Raw genomic sequence first — 25456 nt, forward strand, 5'->3', positions numbered from 1 at the left:
AAAAACATCTTCTTGGTATCATTCCCATTTTGATCGTATTTTGCTATTGATGAAAAAACACCTGTTTACCAGCCTTTTACTGCTGTTCTTTTCACAGCAAATCTATTCCCAAAGTATCGCTCGAGATTGGAGTGAGGTCATACTGGAGGCCATCAGAAATGATCAAGCCAGACCTACTGTTCATTCTCGTAACTTATTTCATCTTTCGGCAGCCATGTATGATGCATGGGCAGCTTATGACAACCAGGCAACCCCTTACTTTCTAGGACAAACGCACAGAGGGTTTTACATCCCATTCGAAGGAGCCACTGTCCCTTCCAACCTCACGGTAAAGGAGGCAAGAGAAATAGCCATGAGTCAAGCCATGTATCGCTTGATCATGCATCGCTTTCAGCATATCGAAAATCTCAGCTTAATTGAACTCAGAGCCCATAACATCCTCCAAAGACTGGCGCTGGATAGAGACTATCAATCATCTCAGAACTATACAAGCAATCCAGCCGATCTTGGCAACTATATCGCCGAGCAAATCATCGAGTTTGGTATGCAGGATGGATCCAATGAGGCCAATGGATATGAAAGCAGGTTTTATGAAACGGTAAATAACCCTATGTTTCCCGATGGTTTTGGCACTAGTAGCATCACCGACCCCAATCGATGGCAGCCTCTCGCATTCGAAGAGTTCGTAGGACAATCAGGCATCAGCGCCGGGCCGGGTATTCCAAATTTTGTAGGGCCAGAATGGGGTCAAGTGGTACCATTTGCCCTCACAGAAGAAGACTTAACCATCAAAACAAGAGACGGGCATGAATACCTCCTTTATCACGACCCGGGCGAACCTGCCTATTTAAATTTGAATCCAGAATCCAACGACATGCAAGCCTATCAATGGGCATTCACACTCGTAGCTCGCTGGGCTTCTCACCATGATCCAGAGGATGGAGTGCTATGGGATATCTCGCCAGCCTCTATAGGCAATTTCCCTTTCGATCAATTGCCACAAAGTATAGAAGAGCTTCCTGGTTTTTATGATTTAGAAAACGGCGGTGACGTAAGCCCAGGGTACGACATCAACCCCATAACAGGACTGCCTTACGAACAGCAGATCGTACCTAGAGGTGATTATAGTCGGGTTTTAGCTGAGTTTTGGGCAGACGGGCCGGATTCGGAAACTCCACCTGGTCACTGGTTTGTCGTCCTCAATTATGTCAATGATCACTCGGATTTTGAGAGGCAATACAAGGGGCAGAATGATCCAATGGATCCGCTGGAATGGAACGTAAAATCCTATTTTGCTCTCGGTGGAGCCGTGCACGATGCGGCCGTAGCTGCATGGGGAGCGAAAGGGTACTACGACTATGTCCGACCCATTTCGGCCATCCGGTCCATGGCAGAAAGGGGACAATCCACCGATCCAGCTCTTCCTAATTACCACCCGGCTGGTATCCCTCTCGTACCGGGTCATATCGAATTAATTAGACCCAATGACCCAATCAATGAATTCGGGGACTTTGACAATGAGATAAAAATCAAAACCTGGAAAGTACCAGGAGTCTACTATCCAGGCATGAATGAAGAAACGCAGGTAGATTGGATCCCAGCCACCAGATGGCAACCTTACCAGCGGCCAAACTTCGTCACTCCGCCATTTGCGGGGTATGTATCGGGCCATTCCACTTTTTCTCGTGCTGCAGCAGAACTCATGTCATTGATCACCGGCAGTGAATATTTCCCTGGAGGGATGGGCGAATTTCATGCGCCAGAAAATGACTTCCTGGTCTTCGAAGAAGGGCCAAGTCAAGATCTCACATTGCAATGGGCCAAATATGCAGATGCTTCGGATCAATGTAGTTTATCCAGAATATGGGGAGGCATCCATCCACCTATTGATGATATCAATGGTAGAATAATGGGGTATAAAATCGGACATGCTGCTTTCGAATTAGCCGAAAAATATTTCAATGGAGACATTTCCTCCCAACCCATTCCTAGTGAGGAGCGATTCACTTATGGACCTAATCCAATAGGCATCAATGGACAACACGAATTGACTTTGCAACTGAATCACCCTGATGATCTCAACAAGAAAGTCTATCTCATCAACAACCTGGGTAAAATCGTTCTCGAAAAAGAATTTGATTACGTTCAGGCCATTAAAATAGATACCGAAACATTAACCCCGGGGGTCTATTTTGTGAAAGTTCAAACCAAAGCCTACAAAGAGGGATTTAAAATCTTTGTACTTTAGCTTTTAAAGAAAGTCCTCACGGATGGGACTAAAAGAATCGATCAGTACGCCAGCTTCTTTGCATACGACTCCATGCGGAGTATTCGGCGGTACAAAAAAAGCATCACCCGTTTTCAACAATTTGGTTTCATCACCCATAGTGAGTTCAAAAGCCCCGCTTTCTACATGAGTCACTTGTGTATGAGGATGATCATGAACCGCACCGACACCACCCGTTTTGAATTCTACCTTGACCATCATGATACGATCGTCGTACCCCAAGATTTTCCTTCTTACATGTTCGTCGATTACTTCCCATTCTATTTCATTGTCAAAGATGAATTTCTGGCTTTGCATGTTGTGTTGTTCTTTTGTTTGGTACAAACTTATGAAATACTTTGACCCCTTCCAGTTTTTTTCAAATGAGCATCAAAGTCCATGACCAAAGCAACTTTGTCAAAGTTCAGTTTTGTTAACACCCAAGCCTAATATTAAATCTAATAATGACCGCTTTCCATTTGTGCCATGACCACATCATAGAGTGGTGCTTTTTCTTCCAAACTGTACCATCCTTCTCGTTTTCTGCATTGATACTCTAACTGCTTGTCTGGCTGATCGGAGATTAAGTGATAGTAGCTAAGCGCCGGATTAATGATTCGCTGCTCTTCTTGCTGGATGAGTGCCTGCTCTCTGCGGACTATCGCTCGAACCAAAATCTTTCAGCTGGCTATATAAAGGCGGAATTTGAAGTGATGGAGCTGGGGTTTCTGACTTAGGCAAGTTTTCTACTCGCGAGAGCCATTCGGGACTGGTATTCGTGTCTGCCTTGGAGCAACTCAGCAGCGCGAATAGTAACAAATACTCAAAAATGTAGATGGCAAACATACGCGTAAGAGGAAGGGTAAAATCACCCTAGAAGGGTTTGTGCCCTTCTAGAGATGGGGTTTAGGGTTGAATACAAGATAATAAAATCGATATTGGAACCCTTTTCCTAACTTCATTAAACTCCTCATCTGTCAGGCCATTCAATCCTTTTCTAAACATATTTTGAGCTCGCTCCTCATAAATTTGGTCAAAAGCCTCTTGAAGGTGAAGCAAATTATTTAAGTAATCAACAAACCTGCTATTAGATACAAAACTGGCATCCACGAGATAGTTGGAATTATTATCAGCAATTTGAGTCTCTACAAATTCCTTCACCTTCTTTTGAGTTTCATTAATAGTCTCACTATCTAACCTGACAAACATACCTGAAACATATTGTCGAGCATTCGGCTCTTTTTCAAAGTCAGGGATGGTAAAAACAGAAGGCATAAGCAACCACCTAGACTGAACCATTCCTCCCTTAGGGTTCTGTGTTATATAATTTATCTTCCGCATGTTCAACCTCCTGAGTTCGATTTGTACCTGATTTACTACATCCATAGTTTGATTAGCGTCCACCCTCAAAGAGACTATTTCATTTGGAGAATAAGCATTTTCAGAAATAAGACGTTGAAGATCCTCGACTAAAACTATCTTTCCATTGAACATGATCTGATCTGAGTTTATCGAAATATCTATGCTCACCCAGCTAGTGGTATCCAAGTGATTAGAGCTATAAGCACCCTGCACACCAGATAAGTTAACTCCCTGATTAAAGTCACTATTACCTACCTCCAAAGGCACTTCTACGATTTCCGTTGATTCTTCCAAATTGGAATTTCACTGCATCAATGTAATGCTGACAATGACTGCTAGCGATAGCGTGACGGCCACTTTGGCTCTACCACCCCATCCTGATTGTTTTATTTTCATCATGGTTATTCTCTTTTTAATGAATGACAAATTGAAATTGTGTACCAACCCATAGGATTGATTGCTGATCAACTGACTCAAGAGCAAGGACTGATACTCAACCAAAGAGTGACCCGATGATATCATTTGTTTATCTGCTATGTATTCATGTGTAGTTTTTAAGGATTTCAACAAACGCCAGACCAGGGGGTGAAACCAAAGTCCAGCTGCCAATATTTGTACTGTAATCAAATCAATAGAATGCCTCTGCCGGATATGCACTTGCTCATGCGCCATAATTTGATAGAACGCCGGCGTCCCAATCACTTCCTTATTCACAAAAACAGTTTGAAGGAATGAAAAGGGCGCTGATCGATCCGGTAGCTCAACCACTCGTACATGATTTACTTCTCTGCTCGGAAACTTCTTGCGCAAAGCATAAAGCCCGTAAAGCATCCAGCCCAGACGAGACCAAACGGCCATAACGCCCAATAGGTAGATGGTAAACAAAGAATAAATTGAGATTGCTTTCCAATTCCATTGCTGAATAATGGGTGTATGAACCTGTCGTTCACTCTCCTGTTCCGAACTGGCAGCTTCAAAATACCAATCACCCAAAGCCTCAAAATAGCCTTGGCGCATATTTCGAACTTGCTCTATTGGCCTACGAACTACGACTTCCTTTTCTGGCACAAAATCCCAGCTCAGCAAAGGAGCTAATAGTGAAATCATCACGATGGCCAGTAAAAAAAACCGATTGAAACCAAAGAAGGTTTCTCCTCTCAACAGCAAAGCATAAAGTGCATAAAGCACACTCAATACCAAGCTGGCTTCCAGCAAATACCAACTGAACTCAAGCATCCTTCTTGGACTTTTTTAGATCTTCCAGCATATTCATTACCTCATCCAGCTCCTTTTCGTCCAGCTCTTTGCTCTCCGAAAAGAAATTGACAACCTGCTTCAAACTATTGTTATAATAGTCCGAAACCAAACGGGACAATTGTCCCTTGCGATAGGCCTCCTTCGATACCAAAGGATAATACTGGTGAGACTTGCCGAAGGCCTTGAAACCTACGATCTCCTTTTGTACCAGCACCCTTACAATAGTCGATACCGAATTATATGGAGGCTTTGGGTCGGGATATTCGGCCTGGATGTCCTTGATGAACCCCTCGCCTATCTCCCAGAGTATCTTCATGATTTTCTCTTCTGCTTTGGTAAGTGTCGTCATTGCTCGATGAGTTAGTTTGAATCAGCAGAACAATAGTATAACTTATTTTTAAGTTTAACAACTTATTATTACGTTTTTCAACTTATCATTAAGTTTACGAGACAGATTAAGATGATAATTTTCCCTTAAACCATCTTTTTCACTATCAATTAACCAATTAATTCCTACATCTGTTTATCTTTTGGTAATAAAAATGCCAATCCCTTTCTAGCGTAATTATGATTCAAGAAAACGAAGTACTGATGTTCCTGATAGGATGCATCGTCCTCATATTTTCTATTGCCTATTATAAGACACTATCCAAAACACCATATTGGATTTATCTTTACCTAAGCTATATCTTCTTCCTGATAGCGTGGGGGGTCACTATTGCTGAAGGGTTCTTTTTTCCAGTGTTATTCGATTATATCGAACATGGATTCTACACCACCGCCTCTATCATGATCCTAATTTGGATATGGAAATCAACACTCTCGACTCATTCGAAAACGCAAGATTAATGTTGAAGAGCATCTTAGATACCCTATCAATCGCCCTGATTTTTATCTCTTTTGTTATTTTGATCAAAAATCGAGATAAGATCAAAGAAACCGATAGCATTCTATTTGGAGGCTTGCTGCTACTCTTATTTGGGTATTTTGTTTTATTATTCATCGATAGTGAAGAATTTGAAAATATTCTGGGTGCCCTCATTCCCGTCCTATTTGCTTTTGTTTTCTACTCCATTATTCAAAAACAAAAAAATGACGAACTAGAACAAAATGAAGAAAAGCTCAGGCTGGCAGTAGATGCTACCAAGGCAGGCTTATGGAATTTAGATTTTGATCGAAATGAATTGATCATATCAGAATCATGGTTCGACATCCTGAGATACAAACCTTCTGAGTTAAACCCGATCACATTAGAAAAATGGGGGGAATTGATTCACCCTGAAGACTTGAAAGCATCCAAGGCTCAATTCATCGACCATCTTAAGAAAAAAACTCCGCTTCTGGAGTCTATGATTCGCATCAGACACAAAGATCAATCGTGGGTTTGGTTTCAGTTGAGAGGAAAAGTGGTGAACTTTTCAGATGATGGACGAGCGCTAAGAATGACTGGCACCCTCATCGACCTTAGCAAGCAAAAAGAGCTAGAACTCAATCTAAAACAACAATTAGATACCAACAAACTGCTATTCGAACAAAACGAGGAGCAATCTGCAACTATAGCAGACAATCAGGAAAAATACAGAGTGCTTTATGAAAACTCCAATGATGCCATCATTCTAATAAAAGACCACTTATTCTTTGATTGCAACAAAAAATCCTTTGAACTCTTCAAGTGCGAACCCAATTATCTTTTAGACCAGCACCCTGCATTTTTTAGTCCCAAAATTCAACCAGATGGAGAGACTTCTGAAGCTAAAGCTGCGCGCTACTTCGCTAAAGTAGAAGAAGGAGAAGCCATCGTATTTGATTGGCAGCATATACGACCCAATGGAGAGCTATTCGATGTATCGGTCAGTCTCAATGCTGTAGTTCTTGGAAGTGAAAAATACGTTCAGGCTGTACTTCGTGACATTACCAAAGACAAACGCATAGCCAAAGAGCTGGAAGCTTACCGAAACAATCTAGAGCAATTAGTAGATGAGCGAACTGCTGAGCTCCGCCAATCAAATGAAGAACTCAGAATAACCATGAGAGAGCTTCAGGATGCCCAGGCCCAACTCATTCAGGCCGAAAAAATGGCTTCATTAGGTATACTGACTGCAGGAATTGCACACGAAATCAACAATCCACTCAATTTTATTATGGGTGGATATAGGGGGCTTCAGATCTTTCTGAAAGAGCCCTTGAAAGAGGATGAGCAACTGGCCAAGTTACTAGATAGTATTAAAATCGGAGCAGACCGAGCCATAGATATTGTAAAAGGACTCAACCAGTTCAGTAGAACCAGGGAGGAATTGGATGAGGAATGCAATATTCCAGAAATCCTCGACAACTGCCTGTTGCTCCTAAATAACAGGATAAAATCTAGAATCGAAGTAGAAAAGAATTATCACACTGACCTCCCCAAAATCACTGGAAATGTAGGCAAACTCCATCAAGTATTCATCAACCTGATCCACAATGCCAGTGATGCTATCAGTGATGAAGGAAATATTCAAGTAAGTGCCAACCCAACCGGAGCTGGAGTATGGATCACAATAGAGGATGACGGAATGGGTGTAAAAAAGAAAGATTTGAAAAAGCTAACCGACCCATTTTTCACCACAAAGCCTCCAGGAAAAGGCACCGGTCTGGGCCTATCCCTTTCCTACTCCTTCATCAAGGAGCATAAAGGAAAGCTGGAAATCGAAAGTGAAGAAGGAGAGGGAACCAAAGTAAAGGTTTTTCTACCCTTGACCCATTAAATGCAAAAAGCCCGGGATATACCCAGGCTTTTGTGACCTCCTCAGGATTCAAACCTGAAACCTCTTGAGCCGTAATCAAGTGCTCTATTCAGTTGAGCTAGGAGGCCAATTTATCTTTAAAGAATCTCTTTTGATTCTCGGTTCCTTTTTTCGAGCTGCAAATATACTTGCTCTATTAAAAAGTCCCTTTATTCTGTGAGAAATTTTATCAAGAAACTTACTATCGCAACTGATCCGTAATATTGAATCACCATCATTCTATTTTGCTTATCCATCCACCAGAGTACTACCCATGGTTTATAGATCAATCCTATCAATAGACTGAACATGGAAGCATAAAACAGAAAACTAGCTAAGTGATGGATTAGCTCCATCCTTTCACAATTAAAGTGATCGTTTTACTTCTCGCTTCTCGTATCCCTCTATCACATCACCTACTTTGATGTCATTGAAGTTTTTGATACTGATACCACACTCGTACCCGTATTTCACTTCCTGAACGTCATCTTTGAAACGTTTCAATTGTCCAATCTCTCCTTCATAAGTCACGATACCATCCCTAATCAATCGGATGTGATTAGCTCGTTTCACATAACCATCAGTTACATAACAACCTGCTACAGTACCCACTCTCGAGATCTTGAACACTTCTCTCACTTCAATGTTACCCGTGATTACTTCCTCTACAGTTGGTGCCAATAGACCTTCCATAGCGTCTTTCACATCATTGATCGCATCGTAGATGATAGAGTATAGTCTGATTTCAATTTCGTCCTTCTCAGCGATTTTCTTCGCTCCACCAGAAGGTCTAACCTGGAAACCAATCACTACCGCATCAGACGCAGAGGCCAAAAGCACATCAGATTCAGAAATCTGACCTACACCTTTGTGAATAATGTTTACCTGAACCTCATTGGTAGATAGTTTCAAGAGTGAATCAGAAAGTGCCTCTACAGAACCATCCACATCACCTTTTACAATCACATTCAGTTCCTTAAATGAACCGATAGCCAAACGTCGACCGATTTCATCCAGGGTAATATGTTTCTTCGTACGGATGCTTTGCTCTCTCTGGATCTGCTCACGCTTGGTTGCGATTTCTCTCGCCTCACGATCACTGTCCATTACGTTGAACTTGTCACCCGCCTGCGCAGCACCATCCAAACCTAGCATCTGCAACGGTGTGGAAGGACCTGCTTTTTTTAATTTTTTTCCTGTGTGGTCAAACATGGCCTTCACCTTACCGAAGTAAGAACCAGCCAACACCACATCACCGACTTCCATAGTACCTGACTGTACCATCATAGTGGTAACATACCCACGACCTTTATCCAGTGTGGCTTCTATGACAGATCCTACTGCTTTCTTATTAGGATTAGCTTTCAACTCGAGAACTTCAGCCTCCAAAAGCACTTTTTCCAATAAGTCCTCGATACCTTGACCTGTCTTCGCTGAAATCTCCTGACACTGGTATTTACCACCCCAATCTTCAACTAGAATGTTGTTCTGAGATAGTGCTTCTTTGATTTTGTCAGGGTTAGCTGTTGGTTTATCTATTTTGTTGATCGCAATGATGATAGGCACACCTGCCACCTGTGCGTGATTGATTGCTTCTTTCGTTTGAGGCATCACATCATCATCCGCTGCAACTACGATAATTACAATATCCGTAATCTTAGCACCACGAGCACGCATCGCTGTAAAAGCCTCGTGACCCGGTGTATCAAGGAATGCTACGCGTTTGCCAGATGATGTTTTCACATCATAGGCCCCAATGTGCTGGGTAATTCCCCCTGCTTCTCCTTCAGTTACACTTGAATCTCTAATAAAGTCAAGCAAAGAAGTTTTACCATGGTCAACGTGTCCCATGATCGTAACGATCGGTGCTCTTTCTTCAAGATTTTCATCCGCATCTTCCTCTTCTGCAACATCTACCTCATCATCCTGAGTGGTAAATTCGACATTGTAACCAAATTCGTCTGCTATAATCGTAATAGATTCAGCATCCAGTCTTTGGTTGATAGAAACGAACATACCCAAACTCATACAAGTTGAGATAATATCATTGACAGAGACGTCAAGCAAACTAGCTAAGTCATTGGCAGAGATAAACTCTGTCACTTTTAGAATTTTAGACTCTTCCTGCTCTTGCTGCATTCTCTCTTCGTGAGCCTCAGCTGCTGCAGTACGTTTATCCTTTCTATATTTTGATCGGCTTACGTTCGTGTTGGTTTTACCTCCACTTAGCTTAGCCAAAGTTGCCTTGATCTTATCCTGAATTTCTTTATCAGTAAGTTCTTCCTTAACAACTTTCTTCTTGTCTTTATTGAATTTTCCTCCGCCTCTTTGGTCTCTTCCACCTCCGCGTTGTTGTCCTCCACCGGCACCTGGTCCAGAACCTGGACCTCCTTGTGGTTTGTTTCTGCTAATGCGTTTTCTTGGACGTTTCTTATCTCCCTCTTTTTTGGCATCTGAAGAAGCCACTGGTTTATCTCTTCTTTTGTCCGCTGGGAGTTCAATTTTCCCTAAAACCTTCAATCCTCTCAGAGAATCAGCCTTTGCTTCAATGGTTTTAGACTCTTCCTTTTTCGGTGCCTCTGGAGCCTTTACTACTTTAGGCTCTTCTTTCTTAGGAGCTGCAGGAGCGGGCTTTTCTTCAGCCTTCTTCTCTTCTGCTTTTGGAGCTTCTACCTTAGGTTCTTCCTTTTTAGGTTCCTCTTTCTTCGGCTCTTTTTTCGGAGCTTCTACTTTAGGTTCTTCCTTCTTTGGTTCCTCCTTCTTCGGAGTTTCCGCGACAGGTTCTTCCTTCTTAGGCTCCTCCTTCTTTCTATTCCCTTTTTCGTCAAGGTCGATCTTGCCTACTACTTTAAAACCTTGCAGTTTCTCAGCCTCTGCTTTCACAGATTCCTCTTTCTTTTCTTCCTTGACAGGCTCTTCCTTCTTAGGCTCCACTTTGGCAGGTTCGGGAGTAGAAGTATCAGCAGTATTGTCTTTGATCAGGATTTCCTCTTCCTTCTTCTCTTCTGATTCGGTAGAAGAACCAGCTTTGATAACAACATTTTCAGTTTGCTTGGTACCAATAGTCAGACCAGAAGCCTCTTCCTTCTCATGCGCAGAATCTGCGTATTCCTTAGATAGTAATGCGTATTGTTCGGACGTTATTTTAGTGTTCGGGCTACGTTCTACCTCATAGCCTTTCCCATTCAAGTATTCAACGACAGTGTCTATACCCACATTCAGTTTGCGGGCCACTTGGTTGAGACGAATCATTTTACCTTCTGCCATATGCTAATTTACTATCCTTCTATTCTTATTCCTTAATTATTGTTCAAATTCCTGCTTTAAGATGTCGAGTATATCCTGGATGGTTTCTTCTTCCAGGTCGGTTCTTCTTTGTAGCTCCTCGATAGAAAGATTCAATACGCTCTTCGCAGTATCCAAACCAATCTTTCTAAGCTCCTCCAATACCCACTCTTCGATCTCATCTGAGAATTCGCTCAACGCAACATCCTCATCTTCCAGACCGTCCAGTTCTCTAAATACATCTATCTCCATCTCTACCAATCGGCTAGCCAATTTGATGTTCTGACCGCCTTTACCAATGGCCAAAGACACCTGATCTGGTTTGAGATAAACAGAAACTCTTTTACTTTCTTCTTCTACTTTGATACTAGTGATCTTTGCTGGACTCAAGGCTCTTGAGATGTAAAGATCCATATTCTCAGTGTAGTTGATTACATCAATGTTTTCATTTTGCAATTCGCGCACGATGCTGTGGATACGAGATCCTTTCATCCCCACACAGGCACCTACCGGATCGATACGATCATCGTAAGACTCTACAGCCACTTTGGCACGCTCACCTGGCTCTCTTACCACCTTTTTGATCGTGATCAAACCATCGTATACTTCTGGCACTTCGCTTTCGAACAATCTCTCAAGGAAAGTAGGAGATGTTCTTGAAAGAATAATACGAGGATTACCATTCACTATCTCTACTCTGTCTACGATCGATCTTACCGAGTCACCTTTTCTATATCTATCCTTGTTGATCTGCTCAGATTTTGGAATCGTCAATTCGTTTCCTTCTGCATCGATCAAAAGCACTTCTCTTCCTAACACCTGATAAACCTCACCTACGATGATTTCGCCTACCAAATCCTTATACTTTTGGAAAAGGATATCCTTCTCCAGATCCTTTACTTTTTGGATCAAAGTCTGACGAGCCGTCATTACCATTCTACGACCAAAATCGAGCAGTTTCACCTCTTCAGCTACTTCTTCTCCAATTTCAAAATCTGGCTCAATTTTTCTCGCTTCAGTCAAACTAATCTTGTCGTGATCCCAAATATCTTCAGAGTTATCGTCCACGATTTCTCTAAACCTCCATATCTCAAGGTCACCTTTGTCAGCATTGATGATAATATCAAAATTATCATCATACTCAAATTTCTTTCGGATCATCGTCTTGAATACATCTTCCAGTATTCTGATCATGGTTGGTCTATCGACGTTCTTGCTTTTAGCAAATTCCGAAAACGATTCTATTAATACAGAACTATCCATCTTATTATTTGAATGAAACTAGAACAATAGTTTTATTTATATCACTAAACTTAATCTCCCGCTCTTCAAAGATTTTCTTCTTTTTATCCTTCAGCTCCTTGATCACAACTGTATCTTCTGATACGGATAGCAATTCACCTTCTACCAGTGATTTATCATCCATTGTTACCCTCAACTGCTTACCAACATTCTTTTGATATTGGCGATGCAACTTCAGTGGATGATCCAATCCCGGAGAAGAAACCTCCAAAGTCAACGGGTCTTGCAAGTCCAACTCCTCATCGATACGACGAGAAATGTTTCGACTTACCTCCACACACTTGTCAATCGGCACACCTTGATCCCCATCCAGAAGCACAATAATCTTCCCAGTATCAGAGTTTCCTTTCTTGATAATATCTACCAAAAAGAGATCTGACTGATCAGCAATGGACTCCAGCGTCCAGGATTCGATATGTTTTACGATTTCACTCACTTACTTACAGTATAAAAAGAGAGGGGACTCTTTGTCCCCTCTTTTCTTGAAAACGGTATTTCGATGCAAAAATAGGTGAATAATCGGTGAAAGCAAATTATATCTCTCAAATGAAATAAGGTAACTTGTAATAAAAGTGACCAATCGAATGACTATAGAGTAAAGAGAGGAGACAAAAAATGAAACCTTGAGATAATGGCACGTATATTGATTTATCTGCCAGAAGAAAACGCATCAGAAAATGAAACAGATTGAAACCGAAATTATCATAGAAGCCCCGATCGAAGTGGTCTGGAAAACCTTCATAGCATTTGATGCATACAAAGAATGGAACCATGTCATTGACATAAAAGGAACTCCTGAACTAGGTGAGAAATTGACAGTAAAAATCATATTGAATGACAAAACGTCAACCTTCAAGCCCAAAATCACTAAACTGGAAGAAGAAAGAATCATAGAATGGACGGGCAATCTAGCTCATAGGAGAATCTTCTCAGGCAATCACTATTTTCATTTTCATCCTGAAGGAGAGAGTCTAACGCGTCTTACACATGGTGAGAGATTTTCTGGCATATTTAGCCGACCCATCATTCGAAAAATCGAAAAAGACACCATCGCTGCTTTTCAAAAATTCAATCAGGCATTCAAAGAACAATCCGAATGTCTTGTGATTTGAGATTAGTTATTATGCACGCATAATATTTCAGTCGATTCTTTTCATTTCATCCATGCTGCTCTATTTTTGAATACTAAGCAGCATGATTTATGGAGACATACGCCCAGGTATTACTCATAGCCATCCCTTCTTTTATGGTTCTGATGGCCATCGAGGCCCTTTACGGTTGGGCCATCAAAAAACAAACCTTACGAAGTTTTGACACTATCGCCAGCATCAGTTCTGGCATTACCAACTTGCTCAAGGACATTCTGGGATTAACACTGGTCATCGTAGGATATACCTGGATGCAAGAGCATATCGCCATTATCCATATCGAAGCTACCTGGCTCGTTTATGTGATCAGCTTTGTTTTGATCGATTTGGCAGGATACACCAAACACTACCTATCTCATCACATCAACTACTTTTGGAACGAACACGTAGTCCATCACAGCAGCGAAGAATTCAACCTGGCCTGTGCTCTAAGACAAACCATTTCCAATTTTTTTAGCCTATCCGCCTTTCTGCTCATCCCCGCAGCCTTGCTGGGTATGCCTCCCAAGGTGATAGCCACCATCGGCCCCTTGCATTTATTTCTCCAATTTTGGTATCACACACGTCATATCCCTAAACTCGGTTGGCTGGAATACCTGATTGTGACACCCTCCCAGCACAGGGTCCATCATGCCATCAACAAGATATATTTAGACAAAAACCTTGGGCAGATTTTCCCCTGGTGGGATAGACTATTTGGCACTTTTCAAGAAGAATTAGATGAGGAGCCTTGTGTCTATGGCATTAAGAAGCCAGCAAAAACCTGGAATCCCATCATCATCAATTTTCAGCATCTGTGGATTCTTATCAAGGACGCCTGGCGAACCAAAGACTGGAATGCCAAATTCACCATATGGTTTAGACCTACAGGCTGGAGACCCACTGATGTCGCAATCAAGTACCCCATTGAAGTAATCGACAATCCTGAAGATCAGGTCAAATATGACACGCCTGCCTCAGCATTGTTTCACATCTGGTCATGGATCCAATTGGGTATCACATTAGCATTATTGCTTTTCATGCTGATCAATTTTGTAGCAATAGGCTTCCCGATGCTTTTCTTGTATGGGGCATTCATCGCGATTCATGTCTTTTCCTACACATCTTTGATGGATTTGAACCGGTCTGCCATTTGGATAGAATTGATCAAGTGCGCTGCTGCGTTGTATTGGATTTGGAGTTCAGGTGATTGGTTTGGACTTAGCCATTACATACCATATGGCAACATCATCATTTCTGTATATTTTATTCTTTCATTGATCATGGCAGCTTTCCTCTCATCCCGCGAAATAAAAAAGCCGTCCCTTACCCCAGCGGCTTAGGACGGCTAACTCATATAAAGATCTTTAATCTAACTATGCAGCGCTTTTAGAAGCCACCCATTCGTCAACTAGTTTTTCTAGCAAATCCAATGGAACCAATCCGTTGGTTAAGACCACATCGTGATATTCTCGTATATCAAACTTGTCGCCTAGCTGCTCCAGTGCCTTGGTTCTCAGTTCCAAAATCTTCATCATCCCGATCTTGTAAGCAGTCGCTTGCGAAGGCATCACGATGTGTCGCTCTAACATTCTCACACATTCTCTCTCCGACCCAGAGGTGTTGTTCTGATAATAGGCGATACCCTCTTCTCTTGTCCACTTCTTACCATGAATCCCAGTATCTACTACCAGTCTACAAGCTCTCCAAAGCTCCATAGCTAATCTCCCATAGTCTGAATATGGATCGGCATACAAGCCCATTTCCTTTGGGATTTGTTCACAGTACAATCCCCAGCCTTCAGAATAAGCGGTATAGCGAGAAAACTTTCTAAACTCAGGAATCCCTTCCAATTCTTGCGCAATACTCATTTGCATGTGGTGACCAGGTATCCCTTCATGATAAGCCAATGCCTCCATTTCGAACTTTGGCATATTCTTCGAATTGTAAAGATTCGCATAGTAAATCCCCGGTCGGCTGCCATCCTTGGCCGGACGCTGATAAAAAGCCTTACCTGCCGATTTCTCTCGGAAAGATTCTACTCTTCTTACTATCATGTCTGCCTTTGGCTTGGTCAGAAACAATTCGTCCAATCTGGATTTCATGTTGTTGATTATACTTTTAGCCGAATCCAGATACTCTTCTTTTGCTTCGTCCGTGTTAGGATAATAAAACTGCTCGTCCTCTTTCAAGAAAGTGAAAAAGTCCTTTAACTCTCCTTCGAACCCAACTTGCTTCATGATATCTTTCATCTCGCCATGGATCCTGGCCACCTCTTTCAATCCAATCTCGTGGATCTCATCTGAGGTCAAGCTAGTCGTAGTAGTTCTATTCAAGGCATTTTGGTAGAATGCCTCCCCTTCAGGAAACTTCCAGGCGCCATGATCAGTGGTCGCTCTACCTTCTTGTTCAGTCAGGAAAACAATTAAGGACTCATAGGCTGGTTTAGCCTTGGCCTGTAACGCCTCTGTCATGTCCGCTTTCAAACCTTCCTTTTCCTTATCACTGATATCCAGTGCATCTACCTTGCTGGCTAAATCTTCATAGATCGAATTTGTTCCTTCCTCCGTCAGCGGTTGACCAGAGATGATGTTTTTACAATCATCAATCACACGACCAAAAACAAATTTTGGAGGAACGATTCCTTTGTCCTCTCTCTCCTTGAGATTGACTATCAATTGATCAAAAAGAGCCGGCAAGGCCTCTACTCTAGCCAAATAATTTTTAGCATCCGCGATAGAATCTATTCTGTGCATATTGATAAGAAAACTTGGCACAGAAGAGTGCAGACCAAACATTTGATTGACTGGATAGCTGTACAATCGATATTTGAAATCAGCTATTTTATTCTCAGCCTGACTCACAAACAAATCATAACTCACCTTATTATCTTTCGACAGCAAGCTGTAATCGATAGAATCCTGAATCCATTTCAGATTTTTTTTGGTGATTTCTAAACCTTCCTTTTCAAAAGCAGCAGAATAATCATCCCATTTATCCTGGTTGGTCTTTCGACCCAATCTGGTCTGGAATTCTGGTGATCTTTGAATCCTCTGTTCGAAAGTCTTCTCAAAAAAGGCTTCCAATTTGGCATTGTGATCAATGGGCTCCTTGGTTGGCTCGCAGGCAATCGCTAAAAATAGGATTGATGCGAAACCTAAAAATAATTTTTTCATATCCATAGATGTTGTTTCAATCACCAAAATAAAAGGAGTAAGTAGGAATAGCATCCAGGCTTTGACAAACGGTAAAAAAGAGTGGATTGATGGTGAGAAACCCATGCTGCTGTATCAAACAATTTGGCCTGGCTATGATTCCTGCCTCATTCAGAATACCTACTTTTGCAGCCTCAAATTCAATCACTAGCGTGAAAAAGCAAGAAGAAGAAAAAATCAGTTTAGAGGAAATAGAAAAATGCATTGCCATTTTAGAATCGCTAAATGCCGACACCAACCAAATATTTGAAATCCCCAAGGATAAAAGATTGGCACTGATCATGGCAGCTGGCGTGCTTTCACGTCCGAGTAGAGAAGAATTCCTGAGAAGAAAAAAAGAAGCAAAAAAAGCAGAGAAGCGAAAAATTGCAGAAAGAGACAAACATGCTCGTAAAAACACGGGGATCCGAAGTGCTCGTGAAGCGTTGATTTTCGAGGCTCCCAAAATGATTGCCCTGACAGGCGAAGAGGCCGAAAAAGAAGTAAAACTCGAATCCCCACGAAACTGCTACGTCTGCAAAAAAGTCTATGATCGCATCCATCATTTTTATGACACGATGTGTAAAGAATGTGGCGATTTTAACTATGCGAAGCGCTTCCAAACCGCTGATATGACAGATCAAGTGGCTCTAGTCACGGGCTCTCGCCTAAAGATTGGCTATCACATCACCTTGATGATGCTGCGAGCTGGCGCTACGGTCATAGCTACCACTCGATTCCCTGTAGACTCGGCCCTCCGTTTTGCCAAAGAGGAAGATTATCACGAATGGAGCGACCGCCTGAAAATTCACGGATTGGATCTAAGACACATCCCAAGTGTGGAGATTTTCTGCAACTTTATCGAGCAAAAATATGAACGCCTGGATGTGTTGATCAACAACGCGGCCCAAACAGTAAGACGACCTGCCGGCTTCTACAAACACCTAATGCCAAATGAAGAAAAAAGCTTTGATGAACTGCCAGGCATGGCAAGATCCCTTTTGGCTGATCATGAAGCTTGTTTGACAGAACTAAGAACTTTGAGCCAGGGATTCGGCGAGAACAAAAACCTGCCCGTGTCCTGGCATGGAAAACAATTGGGGATCGGGCTAAGTGCCTCGGCTAAACTCTCACAGATTCCTTATTCTATTGATAACTCGCTGACTGCAGAAGAAATTTTCCCAGAAGGAAAACTGGATGCAGATCTGCAGCAAGTGGATCTCCGCAAAACCAATAGCTGGCGACTGAAACTTGGAGAAATCAATACTACAGAAATGCTGGAGGTTCAGTTGGTCAACTCTGTTGCACCTTTCGTCCTGACCAACCGACTGGTCAACCTGATGAAGAAAGAAGACACAGGCATGAAGCACATCATAAATGTATCGGCCATGGAGGGCAAATTCCATCGATTCCACAAGGAGGATCGTCACCCTCACACCAATATGGCCAAAGCTGCCCTGAATATGATGACACATACATCTGCCAGCGATTTTGCGAAGTACGGCATCTATACCAATGCGGTAGATACCGGATGGGTGACGGATGAAGATCCAATCGAACTGGCCAAACGCAAGCAGGAAATTCATGACTTCCAACCACCATTGGACATCGTAGATGGAGCAGCTCGTGTTTTGGATCCCTTATTCGACGGAATCAACACTGGGAAACACTGGTGTGGTAAGTTCCTGAAGGATTATCGACCGATAGATTGGTAGTCGAATAGTCATTGGAATCAGGGTGGGAATTAGAACTCATTCTAATAATTATTATCTTCGGGGCTAACTAGTCATTAAACTCAAACATGCAAAAAATTGCTTTTATCACCGGCGCGAGCTCAGGTATTGGACAAGCTATTGCACGCTCTTTAGCGGAGCATTTTGCTTTGATCATCTGCGGAAGAAGAATCGAGCGACTTCAAGAATTAAAAAATGAGCTTTCTGCAAAAACAGAGGTTCAGATCCTGACCTTTGATGTAGGAAGTAAAGCAGAAGTTGATGCGGCCATAGAAAGCCTGCCAACAGAATGGCAAAAGATACACACCTTGGTCAACAATGCAGGCAATGCCCACGGCAGAGCTCCTTTGCACGAAGGAGATGTCAATGACTGGGAGGCCATGATTGACTCCAACCTGAAAGGCTTGCTCTATGTCACTAGAGCCATCCTGCCCGGAATGGTAGAAAGAAAAATCGGTGATGTAGTGAATATCTCTTCCATCGCCGGAAAAGAAGCCTATGAAAATGGCAATGTCTACTGCGCCTCTAAATTTGGGGTAGATGCACTGACCAAAAGCATGCGCCAGGAACTCGTGCAGCACAACATCCGCGCGATGTCAGTCAATCCTGGATTGGTCAATACCGAATTTTCAATGGTGCGATTCAAAGGAGATGAAGATCAAGCCGAATCTGTATACAAAGGAATGGAGCCTTTGCTTGCTGAAGACATTGCTGATGTGGTGCAGTTTGCCGTGACACGTCCAGCCCACGTCAACTTAGCAGACGTCACTGTTCTGGCTCGCTCGCAAGCAAGCGCCACCAAAGTCCACAAAAACAACTAGAATGAGCCAAATGAACTGGAAGGCACTGATGTCGGTGCAGCGTTTAGGAGAAAAGAAGAAAACCGATGCTTTCTCTTCTCAAAAACTGAGAAGTGAATTTGAGGTGGACTATGACCGCATCATTTTCAGTCGTCCCTTCAGAAACCTGCAAGACAAAACACAAGTATTCCCTCTACCTGATCAGGATTTCGTCCACACACGATTAACTCATAGTCTCGAAGTTTCAAGTGTAGGCAGATCTTTAGGCAAAAACGCAGGCGCTGCACTGCTCGAAAAATACCCCGAATTGGATCATTTGACTCCAGGAGATTTCGGAGCAGTAGTGGGAGCTGCTGCTTTGGCCCACGACGTGGGAAATCCCCCTTTCGGCCATTCAGGCGAGACGGCTATTTCTGACATCTTTCAGCATCATCCCATTTCCGATCAACTGAAACAATCCATGCGCCCTGAAGAATGGGCAGACCTGACTGATTTTGAAGGAAACGCTCAGGGGTTTCGTCTATTGACCAGAAACCAGCGACAGGGCCTCAAGCTAACTCTGGCCACTTTGGCGGCCTTTACCAAATACCCATGTTATTCGGCATTTGAGCAAAGAGACAAAAAGAAAAAGAGCCAAAAAAAATACGGGTATTTTCAGTCCGAAGCAGAGATTTTCGAAGACATGGCTCAGGATTTAGGCCTGCTTCAAGTGGCGGAAAAAGTTTGGACACGTCATCCACTGGCCTTTCTGGTAGAGGCAGCCGATGACATCTGCTATAGCATCATAGACCTGGAAGATGGATTTGGTTTGGGATTGGTCAGCTTCGAACAAACCAAAAATTTCTTAGCATCGATTCTCAAAGAAAAGTTTCAGCCAGCTAAACTAGAAAAAATCCCAAGTGACAAAGAAAAAATCGGTGTCCTTCGTGCGGTAGCGATTCACACCCTGATCGAAGAAAGCACACAGGTCTTTTTGCAAAATGAAGAAGCGATGCTGGCCGGTCAATTCGATCAGGCAATCACAGACCTGATCCCTTCTGCTGACATATTAGAAGAGATCAGCAAGTTCTCTATCAAGAACCTTTATCAGAGTCGTCAGGTTCTGGAAAAAGAAGCTGCGGGATTTGAAGTCATAGACGGACTGCTCGAATCCTTCATTCTGGCTGTTTATTTCAAATACTACGACCAAGCCTCTTACTCTGGTAAGCACAAGAGTATTTTCAGGCTACTCCCTGAAGACATCGTCTACAGGCTAGATCATGAAGCCAAAAGCCCCTATCAATCCATGCTACTTATCACAGATTATGTTTCGGGCATGACCGACGGATCTGCAATCAAACTTTTCAGGATTTTAAAAGGAATTGACTTAAATTGAAATCAGGCAAAACCCTTACGCTTATATGAATTTAAAATGGCAAAAATTCACCTATCCAAGCTTAGAAAGCATCAGAGAAGCCAAAGAGCAAAGCCATCAGGCCATACAAAATGTGGCAGCTGTTGGTCGCGCCTTCTTACCTGAGAGCGAAATAGATGAATATGCCAATCTGGAGTGGGATGCCAAACTCCAGCGACTAGTAGGTCGATGGATCGAGGGCAACATCACCTTCCGGTCTTCTATCAGTCTTTATGACTTTATGGTCTATCTGGTGGACGAAAACTTTAAAACGCTCTCTTCCATATCCATGCAAGGCAGCAAGCAAAAAGACGTGATGGTGTGGCTGGAAAAAGAACTGGTCCAGCTGGGTGTAGATTTCTCCAAAATCAACCTCAATTACCCCTACGAACTACCGGATTATGCGGACAATTTGGGACATACCTTTGGTGTGAAGAGCGAACAGGCCAGCCACGAATTGAGCCGACTCTATCACAATGCCAACCTAATGATTCATTACATACTGGCTCAGGAAGAAAAAAAAGTGAGTAAGGTCAAGTGCTGGCCCCACCACTTTGATATCGCAGGATCTGTCATTTTGCTTGACACAGGTGATCAAGACACTTCAAAAAAAATCGGCGTGGGAATGTCTCCTGGAGATCAGGATTATGACGAACCTTACTTTTATGTAGCTCCCTGGCCCTACCCCGTCAAGGAACTACCAGACATATCCGAAACACTCGGGCACTGGCATGAAAACAATTGGATAGGAGCCGTCCTGCCTTATTCCAAACTGGTGGGGCAAGATCTGATTCAGGATCAGATTCGTGTGATTCAGAAATTTTACGAAACGGCCATCCATTCTTTAAAGAACCTTTAGTCTTACATTTGCCCAAAGCATTCATTCGTGATCAAATATTCCGTCATTGTACCCGTATTCAATCGACCTCAAGAAATGGAGGAGCTTCTGGATAGCCTGGAAGTACAGAAACGTCCAGATCTTGAAATTGTCATCGTTGAAGATGGCTCAACAGAAAAGAGTGATCACTTAGTTGATAATTACAGCCTTAATATCCAATATTACTTTAAGGCAAACAGTGGTCCCGGCGACAGCAGAAACTTCGGAATGGAAAAAGCACAGGGCGATTATTTGCTTTTTTTCGATTCTGATTGCCTCATCCCAGCGGGATATTTTGATCAATTGGATCAGGGAATTGAGAAACATGATCCTGATGTATTCGGAGGACCAGATGCCGCGCATGAATCCTTCTCCGATACACAAAAAGCCATCAACTACGCAATGACCTCCTTCTTTACGACTGGAGGAATAAGAGGTGGAAAAAAACAACTGGACACCTATCAGCCAAGGAGCTTCAATATGGGGCTAAAAAAAGAAGTCTATCAACAAGTAGGCGGTTTTTCAGACATACACCCCGGTGAAGACCCTGACCTTAGTTTCCGTATCATGAAAGCCGGTTTCAAATCAATGTTGCTGCCTGAGGTCTTTGTCTATCACAAACGCAGAATCGATTTTTCTTGCTTTGTCAAGCAGGTTTACAAATTTGGTGTTGTACGTGTGATTTTGAATCAGTGGTACCCCGACACCAAAAAGCTCGTTTATTTCTTACCTACATTATTTCTTTTAGGAGTGGTAGGGTTGCTAGCACTTGGGTTTGTTTGGACACCGTGGCTTTACCTACTTCTTCTTGTTTATTCAACCTTACTTTTCGTAGATGCACTTTCCCGCAATTCTCTCAAAGTAGCTTTGATGGCAGTGCCGGCTGCCTGGATTCAGCTTCTGGGATACGGATATGGTTTTTTGAAATCAAGCATTCTCATTGGCCTCCTTGGAAGAAAGGAAAGAAAGGCCTTTCCGTCTTTTTTTTTCGACACAAAAAAACCCTGACAGGCGCCAGGGTTTAGTCAGCTAGGTTTCCCTATCTTCTACAGGGGATTAGCTACGAGAAAAAGACCTTTCAAATATTGGGTTAGGTTAATCCGGACAACTACCATTTTGAATAGCACATCCTGAGAAAGCGTCTTTTTCAATTTCCTTGAAGTCGAAGAATCAAAATATCTCTACAGACTTCTCCATTTTTTGATTTACAAGATTCAGTTGATTCAGCACCTTTTGAACCAGGCGGTTCGATGCGTTGTTAAACTTCATCACTATTTTAAGAGCCGATGGATTACCCGATTTGCTTACTGCTTTGACAAACTCTTCAGAGCAACCATAGTGATAAGACTTACTATCTGTATTGTACCAAATAACATTCATGGCTTTTTCGTTTGATTTGACTCAAACTAAGAAAAGCCTGACTTTAAAATCCTGACAAAAAACTTTAAAATCCTGCCATGTCAGGATTTTAAAGAAAAGTGGCAGGATTTTAAAGTCTATCAGTCCTCACTAAAATTGATTGTATCGACCACATACTGGTCATTGACTTTTTTGAGCAGTAGCACGACACGATAAGTCTTGCTACGGCTAGAATACAAGGCGATGTTATATTTCAAACCTTCTGGCGAAGTGCCTCTATGAATATATTCGAAACTCGCTGGAGGATTTTGTTTGAAAAAATCTCTCAATAGCGGCTCGGCCTGCGCCTTACTATAATTCGCTCCAACATCATTGATTTTAACTTCAGTTACCTGGTTAAAATATTTAATGAGTTCTTTCGCACTACCGGCATTGAAGGCCTGTTCTACATTCTCTGTAGTCTCCTGACCCATCGCTACCTGTGCAATGAAAAATATGGATAGTATGGCAAACAGTTGTTTCATCATAATTAGTTTCAATAGCTAATATAATGCCAATCCATCGGAATCACAGAAACAATTGAATCTAAGGGTAAGCTCAAAGATTTTAACCATCACTTCAGAATGGCAATAAGAAGCCCTAAATTTAAAGAAACCACTGAATTTAGGCTTTATGATTGAGAAACTAGTAGGCATCCTATCCTTTACGGGAGGAGTAATTATCGTTTTTATGGGAGTAGGCGTTTTGGTCATCCGTGGGGTGACTGGCGAAATCCCAGAGATCGCAGAATATATTTTGATGCTACTAATAGTGGTCTTTGGATGTTCAACCGCGGCTCACGTGATCACCAGTGGACTGGGGAAAGGCAAGCCAGGGTCAAAAGGTCCATCAGACGAGTAGCAGCCTATCTCCTATCATTTTTGGGACAACTTGATACTCGTCTATGCGCAAACAATAGGCGATATCTTCTTTGATGTTCAAGCGATTCAGACGTCTGGCATGTGCAGATGACTCTACCGTCTCCGTGAGGTTGTCTTTCACACTTTCCCAATATTTCAATGCCATGTGAGGCGTATCACAACCCAATTCATGCGACATCTTCAGCTTTTCCACCAACGCTCCAGCAAATAAAGTGTCCTCCATGTTGGTTTTGCCTTTCCATCCTGCACAGTGTACGATGACATCCTTGTTTTGCAATTGGATGTACTCTGCCACACTAGATAGATTGAGAAAAGAACCAATGAGCACCTCGTCTGCCACCATAGATCGCTCAATCGCTACGGTACCATTGGTCGTGGTGATCACTACAGATCGATCCTGCACCACTCCGTCCATATAACTAAATGGAGAGTTGTCGAGAGGAAAACCTTCAATTTGTTCGCCTCCTCTTTCTGCTGCGCAGAGATAACCGTCTTTAGAGAGGTATTCCCTAGCCACTTCTAATTTCTCCACTGGAATAATCTCCCTGGCACCATGGGCAAAGGCTGTAGTCATCACAGAGGTGGCGCGAAGAATATCCACGACCACCACTATTTTACCTTCAAGATCATACAAGTCTATCAGTTGGGGAGATAGACATACGTCAATCGTCTTACTCAAAATTCTCAGTTTTTATATAATGGCAATTTTGTTACTATGGCTTTCAGAGACTTATTTCTCACTTGAATAAAAATCTCAGTATCCGCTGTATGGTGTCCCATCTGAACATATCCTAAACCAATACCTTTATTCATGGAGGGAGACATCGTACCTGAAGTCACATGGCCGATGACATGGCCATCTGCATCTGCGATTTCATAGCCACCTCTTGGAATCCCTTTGTCTTCCATCACGAATCCTACTAGCTTTTTAGAAACGCCTTCCTCCTTTTGCTTGAGCAAGGCTTCACTATTGGTAAAATCCTTGGTAAATTTAGTAATCCAACCTAGACCTGCTTCGAGTGGTGAGGTCGTATCGTCAATGTCATTGCCATAAAGGCAAAAACCCATTTCCAGTCTCAGCGTATCTCTGGCACCTAGTCCGATGGGTTGAATCCCGAATTCTTCGCCTGCCGCGAATACAGCATTCCAAAGCTTTTCGGCATCTTCATTTTTTACATAAAGTTCAAAACCTCCCGCACCAGTATATCCTGTAGCAGAAATAATCACATCTTCTACTCCACCGATACTGCCTTCTGTGAAATGATAAAATTTAATGGAAGACAAATCCACATCGGTGATTTTTTGCAGCGCACCTACCGCTTTTGGTCCCTGGACAGCAAAAAGAGAATACTCATCCGACACGTTCGTCATTTTGACTCCCTTGTCGTTGAACTGGCTGATCCAGTTCCAGTCTTTTTCTATATTGGATGCGTTCACTACCAAAAGGTACTTTTCATCGCTAAATCTATAGACCAACAAATCATCGACGATTCCTCCTTTGTCATTGGGTAAACAAGAATACTGCGCTTGCCCATCGATAATTTTAGAAGCATCGTTGCTGGTCACTCGCTGAATCAGATCCAATGCCTCAGGGCCTTCGAGGAAAAACTCTCCCATGTGCGATACGTCAAATACACCGACTGCCTCTCTCACGCAGATGTGTTCGGCCTTGTCTGAGCTATATCTCACTGGCATGTTGAAGCCAGCGAATGGCACCATTTTTCCTCCGAGGGAAACATGCAGGTCATTTAAAGTGATGTTTTTTGCATCCATTGTTGTCAAATTTGGTCCTGAACGAATCAGGAGGGTTAATGTCCCG

23 protein-coding genes and 1 tRNA gene are annotated in these 25456 nt (G+C 42.5%); 10 read left to right on the forward strand and 14 right to left on the reverse strand.

What is annotated here, in order from left to right:
* Nucleotides 1–49 precede the first annotated feature (49 nt).
* The gene (locus tag N7U62_RS14050) at nt 50–2248 is read left to right on the forward strand and encodes a DUF6851 domain-containing protein (protein WP_264138619.1); all 2199 of its coding nucleotides are present in this window, start codon (nt 50–52) and stop codon (nt 2246–2248) included.
* A gap of 3 nt (nt 2249–2251) precedes the next feature.
* Here N7U62_RS14050 and N7U62_RS14055 read toward each other — a convergent pair whose 3' ends face one another.
* The 5 genes from N7U62_RS14055 to N7U62_RS14075 all read right to left on the reverse strand — a co-directional run bounded on the left by N7U62_RS14055 (nt 2252) and on the right by N7U62_RS14075 (nt 5234).
* Nucleotides 2252–2584 (reverse strand): cupin domain-containing protein, encoded by a 333-nt coding sequence (locus tag N7U62_RS14055; RefSeq protein WP_264138620.1) that lies wholly within the window; start codon nt 2582–2584, stop codon nt 2252–2254.
* 140 nt (nt 2585–2724) lie between these two features.
* Complete coding sequence (locus N7U62_RS14060) at nt 2725–2940, reverse strand: hypothetical protein (RefSeq protein ID WP_264138621.1); 216 nt, start codon at nt 2938–2940, stop codon at nt 2725–2727.
* A gap of 232 nt (nt 2941–3172) precedes the next feature.
* Nucleotides 3173–3922, reverse strand: coding sequence for an ExbD/TolR family protein (locus tag N7U62_RS14065; protein WP_264138622.1), 750 nt, complete (start codon nt 3920–3922; stop codon nt 3173–3175).
* A 9-nt stretch (nt 3923–3931) separates the two neighbouring features.
* Nucleotides 3932–4864 carry a M56 family metallopeptidase gene (locus tag N7U62_RS14070; protein ID WP_264138623.1) on the reverse strand — a complete coding sequence of 311 codons (933 nt, stop codon included), beginning with the start codon at nt 4862–4864 and terminating at the stop codon, nt 3932–3934.
* Nucleotides 4857–5234 carry a BlaI/MecI/CopY family transcriptional regulator gene (locus N7U62_RS14075; protein WP_264138624.1) on the reverse strand — a complete coding sequence of 126 codons (378 nt, stop codon included), beginning with the start codon at nt 5232–5234 and terminating at the stop codon, nt 4857–4859. The genes N7U62_RS14070 and N7U62_RS14075 overlap by 8 nt, the downstream gene beginning before the upstream one ends.
* Before the next feature lie 499 nt (nt 5235–5733).
* Between N7U62_RS14075 and N7U62_RS14080 the strand changes: the two genes are divergently transcribed.
* On the forward strand, nt 5734–7629 hold the full coding sequence (locus N7U62_RS14080; protein WP_264138625.1) for an ATP-binding protein: 1896 nt from the start codon (nt 5734–5736) through the stop codon (nt 7627–7629).
* A gap of 33 nt (nt 7630–7662) precedes the next feature.
* Here the strand turns inward: N7U62_RS14080 and N7U62_RS14085 are convergent.
* The 4 genes from N7U62_RS14085 to rimP all read right to left on the reverse strand — a co-directional run bounded on the left by N7U62_RS14085 (nt 7663) and on the right by rimP (nt 12670).
* Nucleotides 7663–7736: transfer RNA gene (locus N7U62_RS14085), tRNA-Arg, on the reverse strand.
* 277 nt (nt 7737–8013) lie between these two features.
* Nucleotides 8014–10914, reverse strand: a complete 2901-nt coding sequence (gene infB / locus N7U62_RS14090; protein ID WP_264138626.1) for a translation initiation factor IF-2 — start codon at nt 10912–10914, stop codon at nt 8014–8016.
* A gap of 36 nt (nt 10915–10950) precedes the next feature.
* Nucleotides 10951–12195: a transcription termination factor NusA gene (nusA, locus tag N7U62_RS14095; RefSeq protein ID WP_264138627.1), complete on the reverse strand. Its 1245-nt coding sequence runs from the start codon at nt 12193–12195 to the stop codon at nt 10951–10953.
* A gap of 4 nt (nt 12196–12199) precedes the next feature.
* Entirely contained in the window at nt 12200–12670 is a 471-nt protein-coding gene (rimP, locus tag N7U62_RS14100) for a ribosome maturation factor RimP (protein ID WP_264138628.1), read from the reverse strand.
* 241 nt (nt 12671–12911) lie between these two features.
* Between rimP and N7U62_RS14105 the strand changes: the two genes are divergently transcribed.
* Nucleotides 12912–13346 (forward strand): SRPBCC domain-containing protein, encoded by a 435-nt coding sequence (locus N7U62_RS14105; RefSeq protein WP_264138629.1) that lies wholly within the window; start codon nt 12912–12914, stop codon nt 13344–13346.
* Between the two features lie 89 nt (nt 13347–13435).
* Nucleotides 13436–14704: a sterol desaturase family protein gene (locus N7U62_RS14110; RefSeq protein ID WP_264138630.1), complete on the forward strand. Its 1269-nt coding sequence runs from the start codon at nt 13436–13438 to the stop codon at nt 14702–14704.
* Between the two features lie 33 nt (nt 14705–14737).
* On the opposite strand, the gene N7U62_RS14115 is transcribed toward N7U62_RS14110, so the two are convergent.
* Nucleotides 14738–16537 carry a DUF885 domain-containing protein gene (locus N7U62_RS14115; RefSeq protein ID WP_264138631.1) on the reverse strand — a complete coding sequence of 600 codons (1800 nt, stop codon included), beginning with the start codon at nt 16535–16537 and terminating at the stop codon, nt 14738–14740.
* Nucleotides 16538–16728: 191 nt separating this feature from the next.
* Here N7U62_RS14115 and N7U62_RS14120 point away from each other — a divergent pair, with 191 nt between their 5' ends.
* The 5 genes from N7U62_RS14120 (at nt 16729) to N7U62_RS14140 (ending at nt 22366) form a co-directional block, all read left to right on the forward strand.
* Nucleotides 16729–18270: an SDR family NAD(P)-dependent oxidoreductase gene (locus tag N7U62_RS14120; RefSeq protein ID WP_264138632.1), complete on the forward strand. Its 1542-nt coding sequence runs from the start codon at nt 16729–16731 to the stop codon at nt 18268–18270.
* 86 nt (nt 18271–18356) lie between these two features.
* Nucleotides 18357–19109, forward strand: coding sequence for an SDR family NAD(P)-dependent oxidoreductase (locus tag N7U62_RS14125; protein WP_264138633.1), 753 nt, complete (start codon nt 18357–18359; stop codon nt 19107–19109).
* A 10-nt stretch (nt 19110–19119) separates the two neighbouring features.
* Nucleotides 19120–20463, forward strand: a complete 1344-nt coding sequence (locus tag N7U62_RS14130) for a deoxyguanosinetriphosphate triphosphohydrolase (protein WP_264138634.1) — start codon at nt 19120–19122, stop codon at nt 20461–20463.
* Nucleotides 20464–20488: 25 nt separating this feature from the next.
* A complete protein-coding gene (locus N7U62_RS14135; protein ID WP_264138635.1) occupies nt 20489–21340 on the forward strand; it encodes a hypothetical protein in 852 nt (283 codons plus the stop codon).
* Between the two features lie 27 nt (nt 21341–21367).
* Nucleotides 21368–22366 carry a glycosyltransferase family 2 protein gene (locus N7U62_RS14140; protein ID WP_264138636.1) on the forward strand — a complete coding sequence of 333 codons (999 nt, stop codon included), beginning with the start codon at nt 21368–21370 and terminating at the stop codon, nt 22364–22366.
* Nucleotides 22367–22528: 162 nt separating this feature from the next.
* Here N7U62_RS14140 and N7U62_RS14145 read toward each other — a convergent pair whose 3' ends face one another.
* Together N7U62_RS14145 and N7U62_RS14150 are read right to left on the reverse strand one after the other, a co-directional pair.
* A complete protein-coding gene (locus tag N7U62_RS14145; protein WP_264138637.1) occupies nt 22529–22738 on the reverse strand; it encodes a hypothetical protein in 210 nt (69 codons plus the stop codon).
* Between the two features lie 119 nt (nt 22739–22857).
* A complete protein-coding gene (locus N7U62_RS14150) occupies nt 22858–23244 on the reverse strand; it encodes a DUF4783 domain-containing protein (protein ID WP_264138638.1) in 387 nt (128 codons plus the stop codon).
* A gap of 145 nt (nt 23245–23389) precedes the next feature.
* On the opposite strand from N7U62_RS14150, the gene N7U62_RS14155 reads away from it, so the two are divergent.
* Nucleotides 23390–23617 carry a hypothetical protein gene (locus tag N7U62_RS14155; RefSeq protein ID WP_264138639.1) on the forward strand — a complete coding sequence of 76 codons (228 nt, stop codon included), beginning with the start codon at nt 23390–23392 and terminating at the stop codon, nt 23615–23617.
* On the opposite strand, the gene N7U62_RS14160 is transcribed toward N7U62_RS14155, so the two are convergent.
* Nucleotides 23606–24316 (reverse strand): 2-phosphosulfolactate phosphatase, encoded by a 711-nt coding sequence (locus N7U62_RS14160; protein WP_264138640.1) that lies wholly within the window; start codon nt 24314–24316, stop codon nt 23606–23608. The genes N7U62_RS14155 and N7U62_RS14160 overlap by 12 nt on opposite strands.
* 5 nt (nt 24317–24321) lie before the next feature.
* Entirely contained in the window at nt 24322–25410 is a 1089-nt protein-coding gene (gene gcvT, locus N7U62_RS14165; RefSeq protein WP_264138641.1) for a glycine cleavage system aminomethyltransferase GcvT, read from the reverse strand.
* Between the last annotated feature and the right edge of the window lie 46 nt (nt 25411–25456).

The organism is Reichenbachiella ulvae, assembly GCF_025833875.1.
GTDB classification, from domain to species: Bacteria; Bacteroidota; Bacteroidia; order Cytophagales; family Cyclobacteriaceae; genus Reichenbachiella; species Reichenbachiella ulvae.

Excerpts from the sequence above, each read along its gene's own strand:
- N7U62_RS14050 (WP_264138619.1), top strand. The coding sequence starts at position 50 with ATGAAAAAACACCTGTTTACCAGCCTTTTACTGCTGTTCTTTTCACAG.
- N7U62_RS14055 (WP_264138620.1), bottom strand. The coding sequence starts at position 2,584 with ATGCAAAGCCAGAAATTCATCTTTGACAATGAAATAGAATGGGAAGTA.
- N7U62_RS14070 (WP_264138623.1), bottom strand. The coding sequence starts at position 4,864 with ATGCTTGAGTTCAGTTGGTATTTGCTGGAAGCCAGCTTGGTATTGAGT.
- N7U62_RS14075 (WP_264138624.1), bottom strand. The coding sequence starts at position 5,234 with ATGACGACACTTACCAAAGCAGAAGAGAAAATCATGAAGATACTCTGG.
- N7U62_RS14080 (WP_264138625.1), top strand. The coding sequence starts at position 5,734 with ATGTTGAAGAGCATCTTAGATACCCTATCAATCGCCCTGATTTTTATC.
- infB (WP_264138626.1), bottom strand. The coding sequence starts at position 10,914 with ATGGCAGAAGGTAAAATGATTCGTCTCAACCAAGTGGCCCGCAAACTG.
- nusA (WP_264138627.1), bottom strand. The coding sequence starts at position 12,195 with ATGGATAGTTCTGTATTAATAGAATCGTTTTCGGAATTTGCTAAAAGC.
- N7U62_RS14105 (WP_264138629.1), top strand. The coding sequence starts at position 12,912 with ATGAAACAGATTGAAACCGAAATTATCATAGAAGCCCCGATCGAAGTG.
- N7U62_RS14110 (WP_264138630.1), top strand. The coding sequence starts at position 13,436 with ATGGAGACATACGCCCAGGTATTACTCATAGCCATCCCTTCTTTTATG.
- N7U62_RS14115 (WP_264138631.1), bottom strand. The coding sequence starts at position 16,537 with ATGAAAAAATTATTTTTAGGTTTCGCATCAATCCTATTTTTAGCGATT.
- N7U62_RS14125 (WP_264138633.1), top strand. The coding sequence starts at position 18,357 with ATGCAAAAAATTGCTTTTATCACCGGCGCGAGCTCAGGTATTGGACAA.
- N7U62_RS14130 (WP_264138634.1), top strand. The coding sequence starts at position 19,120 with ATGAACTGGAAGGCACTGATGTCGGTGCAGCGTTTAGGAGAAAAGAAG.
- N7U62_RS14135 (WP_264138635.1), top strand. The coding sequence starts at position 20,489 with ATGAATTTAAAATGGCAAAAATTCACCTATCCAAGCTTAGAAAGCATC.
- N7U62_RS14145 (WP_264138637.1), bottom strand. The coding sequence starts at position 22,738 with ATGAATGTTATTTGGTACAATACAGATAGTAAGTCTTATCACTATGGT.
- N7U62_RS14150 (WP_264138638.1), bottom strand. The coding sequence starts at position 23,244 with ATGATGAAACAACTGTTTGCCATACTATCCATATTTTTCATTGCACAG.
- N7U62_RS14155 (WP_264138639.1), top strand. The coding sequence starts at position 23,390 with ATGATTGAGAAACTAGTAGGCATCCTATCCTTTACGGGAGGAGTAATT.
- gcvT (WP_264138641.1), bottom strand. The coding sequence starts at position 25,410 with ATGGATGCAAAAAACATCACTTTAAATGACCTGCATGTTTCCCTCGGA.